6 protein-coding genes are annotated in these 5,247 nt (G+C 68.7%); 3 read left to right on the plus strand and 3 right to left on the minus strand.

The genetic code is table 11. The features are described 5' to 3' along the window. The 3 genes from AX685_RS12285 to AX685_RS12295 form a co-directional block, all read right to left on the minus strand. Positions 1-361: PaaI family thioesterase (locus AX685_RS12285; RefSeq protein ID WP_066489095.1), on the minus strand; the 361-nt coding region annotated here is incomplete at its 3' end. A 7-nt stretch (positions 362-368) separates the two neighbouring features. Further along, positions 369-1,151 (minus strand): succinate dehydrogenase iron-sulfur subunit, encoded by a 783-nt coding sequence (locus AX685_RS12290; protein ID WP_066489097.1) that lies wholly within the window; start codon positions 1,149-1,151, stop codon positions 369-371. A 176-nt stretch (positions 1,152-1,327) separates the two neighbouring features. Next, on the minus strand, positions 1,328-2,053 hold the full coding sequence (locus AX685_RS12295; protein WP_066489103.1) for a DUF1428 domain-containing protein: 726 nt from the start codon (positions 2,051-2,053) through the stop codon (positions 1,328-1,330). A 60-nt stretch (positions 2,054-2,113) separates the two neighbouring features. Here AX685_RS12295 and AX685_RS12300 point away from each other — a divergent pair, with 60 nt between their 5' ends. The 3 genes from AX685_RS12300 to AX685_RS12310 all read left to right on the plus strand — a co-directional run. Continuing rightward, a complete protein-coding gene (locus AX685_RS12300; protein WP_066489105.1) occupies positions 2,114-2,797 on the plus strand; it encodes a winged helix-turn-helix transcriptional regulator in 684 nt (227 codons plus the stop codon). A gap of 57 nt (positions 2,798-2,854) precedes the next feature. Continuing rightward, positions 2,855-3,859 carry a cobaltochelatase subunit CobS gene (gene cobS / locus AX685_RS12305; RefSeq protein ID WP_066489107.1) on the plus strand — a complete coding sequence of 335 codons (1,005 nt, stop codon included), beginning with the start codon at positions 2,855-2,857 and terminating at the stop codon, positions 3,857-3,859. Then, on the plus strand, positions 3,860-5,247 hold a 1,388-nt coding region (locus AX685_RS12310), incomplete at its 3' end, for a cobaltochelatase CobT-related protein (RefSeq protein ID WP_066489112.1).

Genomic DNA, 5,247 nt, shown 5'->3' on the forward strand with positions numbered 1-5,247 from the left:
CCCGCGCCTCCAGCGGCTCGTCCAGCTGGCCGCCGCCGATGAAATGGGTGTTGAGATCCAGCGTCACCGCCGGCCCGGCCTCGATCAGGCCGAACGCGCGCACCGCGGCGAACATCGCCACGTCGATGAAGCCCAGCAGCACCCCGCCATGGACATGATCGGCCAGGTTCGAATGCTGCCGCCCCGCGACCATCCGCACCCGCGCGATACCGTCGTCGATGCGCACGATGATCTCGCCCAGAAAGGCGTTGTAGCGCGTCGGGTCGCGCAGCGCCCACAGCATCCAGCCGGGATGGTGCGGATGCTCCTCGTAGATGAACGCGGGGTGCGGGGCGTCCGCGGGCGTCGGGAATCCGGGCATCGAGCGGTCAGACGATCCGCTCGACTTCCATCTTCTTGATCTCCGCGATCGCCTTGGCAGGGGACAGGCCCTTGGGGCAGGCGTTGGCGCAGTTCATGATCGTGTGGCAGCGGTACAGGCGGAACGGATCCTCCAGCGCGTCGAGCCGCTCGCCGGTCATCTCGTCGCGGCTGTCCGCCAGCCAGCGATACGCCTGGAGAAGGATCGCCGGGCCGAGGAACTTGTCGGAATTCCACCAGTAGCTGGGGCACGACGTCGAGCAGCATGCGCACAGGATGCACTCGTACAGGCCGTCGAGCTTCGCACGCTCCTCGGGCGACTGGAGCCGCTCCTTGCCGGCGGGCGGCGGGGTGACGGTCTGCAGCCACGGGGTGATCGAGGCATATTGCGCGTAGAAATGCGTGAAGTCGGGCACCAGGTCCTTGATGACGTCCATCGCGGGCAGCGGGGTGATCTTCACCTCGCCCTTCACGTCCTCGATCGCGGTGGTGCAGGCCAGCCCGTTCTTGCCGTCGATGTTCATCGAACACGATCCGCAGATCCCTTCGCGGCAGGACCGGCGGAAGGTGAGCGAACTGTCCTGCTCCGACTTGATCTTGATGAGCGCGTCGAGGACCATCGGCCCGCATTCGTCGAGATTGACCTCGAACGTGTCGTAGCGCGGGTTCTCGCCCGAATCGGGATCGTAGCGATAGACCTTGAAGTTGCGCATGGCGCCGCCGGGCTGCGGCGAGGGAATCGTCCGACCGCCCTTGATCTTGCTGTTCTTCGGGAGCGTGAACTCGGCCATGCGCGTCTCGTCTTCGTAACAGGCGGACCGCCGGCAAGCAGGAGGCGCGCCGACGCCGTTCGTGACGGGCGCGTACATGATCGCGGCAATCGCCGCAAACCCGCGCCCTTGCGCGCCCTAAGTAGCGCGTAAGCCGTCCGGCTCAAGAGGCTTGTCGCGCCGATGCGCCCGCGGGATCACGCGCGCAGATCGAGCAGTACCGAAAAGCCCCCGAACGCCATCCTTTTGCCGTCATAGGGCGGCGGCGCGGCGCCGGTCATCCGCGCGTCGGCCATCACCGTGCCCCAGCCCTGGTCGCGCGCCGCGCGCGAGGGCCATTCGATCCAGCCGAACGCGGGCGCTTCCCCGTCCTGCGCCAGCACCGCGCGGTGGAAATCGGTGGCCTCGCCCGCCGGGACGTCGTCGGCGGCGGTGTCGACCACGCGCCGCGCGCCGTGATCGAGGAAGACCGGCGCGAGCGCGGCGGCATGATCGCGATAGGCCGCGTCCGCGTCGCGGGGCAGCGGCAGGACGACGCCGTCGACGAAGCCCGCCGTCTCCGTCGTCACGCCGGCGTCGCTGACGACACGGAAGCCGCCCCAGATCATGCGGCGCATGTCGAACGGCATCCCCGCGCCGAGCGCCTCCATGCGCGGATCGGTCCTCATCCGCTCGCTCGCGGCATCGCGTGCCGCGCGATCGGGATATTCGAACCACGAGAAGACGACGGTCTCGCCGGCCTGCGCGTCGACCGCGCCCCACAGGTCGTTGACCGTGCCGCGCGGCACGTCCTCGCCCCACGCCTCGACCAGGCGGGTGACCCCGACGTCGCGCAGGATCGCGAACGCCGCGTTGGCATGCGCGACATAATCGTCGCGCCGGTGGCCGGGAACGGGCGTGAGGAAGCCTTCGATATAGGACATGGACCGTCTCCTCGAATCGTCGCTCGCCAAGGATGCGGGCTGGAGTTATTGAAAGCAACCATGAAGTCACAAAAGATAACCAATTCACCTCCGCGCTGGTATGACGATGCCTGCGGCACGGCGCTGGGCCTGGAATTGCTGGGCGAGCGATGGGCGATGCTGGTGGTGCGCGAGTTGATGTTCGGCCCGCGGCGCTTCTCCGAATTGCGCGCGGGCCTGCCGGGGATCAGCGCCAACGTGCTCACGCAGCGGCTCGACGGGCTGGCGCGCGCGGGCGTGCTGGTGCGGCACGACGCGCCGTCGCGATGCTACGAGCTGACGCCGTGGGGCTATGAGGCGGAGGAGACGATCCAGGCGCTGGGGCGCTGGGCGGCTCGCTCGCCGGATCACGATCCGGCGCTGCCCCTGTCCGCCGCGTCGATGATGCTGTCGCTGCGCACCATGCTGGACCGCGGCCGGGCGGTGGGGCTGTCGCTGACGATCGGGTTCCGCTTTCCGCGCGATTCGTTCGTCGCGCGGCTGGCGGACGGGGCGTTGCCGGTGGTACGCGCGTCCGCCGCGGGCGATGCCGTGTTCGCGACGACGCCCGAGGTGATGGCCGCGGTGATCTACGCCAAGCGCCCGATCGCCGAGGCGGAGGCGGCGGGCGATCTCGCGTTCGCCGGCAACCGCGCGGCCGCCGCCGCGTTCATCGATCTCTTCCACCTGCCCGCGAAGGCCGTATCGCCGATTGCGGCGGGTTGACGCGAACGCGATCCCTTCTCACTGGTACACACCCCTCCAGCGGACGGCTTATTCCTGATGACCGATATCCCGAACACGCAGCCCGACAGTCGCGACACGACGATCCTCGACGCGCCGGACAGGATGGTGAGCGTGCGCGAGCTGTTCGGGATCGACAGCGACATGGAATGCCCCGCGTTCAGCGAGGCGGACGAACGGGTGCCCGATCTCGACCCGGCCTATGTCTTCGATCCCGATACCACGCTGGCGATCGTCGCGGGCTTCGCGCACAACCGCCGCGTGATGGTGCAGGGCTATCACGGCACCGGCAAGTCGAGCCATATCGAACAGGTCGCCGCGCGGCTGAAATGGCCCTGCATCCGCATCAACCTGGACGCGCATATCAGCCGCATCGACCTGGTCGGGCGCGACGCGATCGTGCTGAAGGACGGGCAGCAGGTCACCGAGTTCCGCGAAGGCCTGCTCCCCTGGGCGCTGCAGACGCCGACCGCCTTGGTGTTCGACGAATATGACGCCGGGCGCCCCGACGTGATGTTCGTGATCCAGCGCGTGCTGGAGACGGAGGGCAAGCTGACGCTGCTCGACCAGAACCGCGTGATTCGCCCCAACCCCTATTTCCGGCTGTTCGCGACCGCCAATACGATCGGGCTGGGCGATACCAGCGGGCTGTACCACGGCACGCAGCAGATCAACCAGGGGCAGATGGACCGCTGGAACGTGGTGGTCACGCTCAACTACCTGCCCGCGATCACGGAGGCGCAGATCGTGCTCGCCAAGTCGGGCGAATATGACAAGCCCGATGGCAAGAAGGTGGTGGAGAACATGGTCCGCGTCGCCGACCTGACGCGCAAGGGGTTCATCAACGGCGACATCTCCACCGTGATGAGCCCGCGCACGGTCATCACCTGGGCGCAGAACAGCCTGATCTTCGGCGACGTCGGCTTCGCGTTCCGCCTGTCCTTCCTCAACAAGTGCGACGAGGCGGAACGCGCGCTGGTCGCCGAATATTACCAGCGCGTGTTCGGCAAGGACCTGCCCGAAAGCGTGGTGGGCAAGGCCTGAGTGGCACAGGACACCCCCCTCGACCGGTTCAAGGCCGTATTGAGCGGCACCGCGCGTGCGCTGTCGGACGAGGCGGAGGTGGAGCTGGCGTTCACCGCCGATGCGCCCGCGCAGTCGGGCAAGCATCTGAAGGTGCCGATGCCCGCGCGCACGCTGCCCGCCGATCAGGTGGCGGAGGCGCGCGGCTTCGCCGACAGCTTCGCGCTGCGGCTGCGGCTCCACGACGCCGGGCTGCACGCGCGCGGCGCGCCGGTCGATACGGTGGCGCGCGCGGTGTTCGACGCGGTGGAAACCGCGCGAATCGAGGCGCTGGGCAGCCTCGGCTATCAGGGGATCACCGACAATCTGGCGACCGCGCTTGACGTGAAGCTGCGCGCCGACCCGATAACCCGCGCGCGCAACCGTTCCGAAGTGCCGCTGTCGACCGCGCTGCAACTGCTGGTGCGCGAGGCGCTGACCGGCGCGCCCTCCCCGGTCGCGGCGGAGCCGGGGCTGGCGCTGGTGCGCGAATGGATCGGCGAGAAGACCGACCTGAGCGCGCTGGCGCTCGCGCTCGACGACCAGCGGTCCTTCCAGCAACTGGCCACCAAATTGCTGCAGGACCTCGAGCTGGTCGAGGGCGACCAGGTGCCCGAGGAAAGCGACGAGGGCGGCGAGGAGGACGAGGGCGAGGAGGGCCAGGACACCGACGAAGCGGACGAGGGCGACGCCGAACAGTCCGAGGGTGACGCGCAGATGGAACAGCGCGGCCAGCAGCGCGAGGACCAGTCCGAAGAGGGCGAGAGCGAGCAGCTGGAGGGCGACGACCTCGACGATGCCGAGGGCGAGCCGGGGGACGAGGGCGAGGAGGGGATGCAGCCGGTGCGCCCCAACCGTCCGCCCGCCGACATGTCGCGGGCGTTCGACTATCGCATCTGGACCACCGATTTCGACGAGGTGGTCGCCGCCACCGAACTGTGCGACGCCGACGAGCTGGCGCGGCTGCGCGGCTATCTCGACCAGCAGCTGGTGCATCTGCAATCGGCGGTGTCGAAACTCGCCAACCGGCTCCAGCGGCGGTTGATGGCGCAGCAATCGCGCTCCTGGGACTTCGACCAGGACGAAGGGTTGCTGGACGCCGCGCGGCTGGCGCGCGTGGTCGTCAACCCGATGCAGTCGCTCAGCTACAAGATCGAGCGCGATACCGAATTCCGCGACACGGTGGTGACGCTGCTGATCGACAATTCCGGATCGATGCGCGGGCGGCCGATCTCGATCGCGGCGATCAGCGCCGACATCCTCGCGCGGACGCTGGAGCGGTGCGGGGTGAAGACCGAGATCCTCGGCTTCACCACCCGCGCGTGGAAGGGCGGGCAGAGCCGCGAGACATGGCTGGCCGCCGGCCGCCC

Source organism: Sphingomonas sp. CCH9-F2, assembly GCF_001556735.1.
GTDB classification, from domain to species: Bacteria; Pseudomonadota; Alphaproteobacteria; order Sphingomonadales; family Sphingomonadaceae; genus Sphingomonas; species Sphingomonas ginsenosidimutans.

Coding starts and splice junctions, on each gene's coding strand:
- AX685_RS12290 (WP_066489097.1), bottom strand. CDS start 1,151: ATGGCCGAGTTCACGCTCCCGAAGAACAGCAAGATCAAGGGCGGTCGG.
- AX685_RS12295 (WP_066489103.1), bottom strand. CDS start 2,053: ATGTCCTATATCGAAGGCTTCCTCACGCCCGTTCCCGGCCACCGGCGC.
- AX685_RS12300 (WP_066489105.1), top strand. CDS start 2,114: ATGAAGTCACAAAAGATAACCAATTCACCTCCGCGCTGGTATGACGAT.
- cobS (WP_066489107.1), top strand. CDS start 2,855: ATGACCGATATCCCGAACACGCAGCCCGACAGTCGCGACACGACGATC.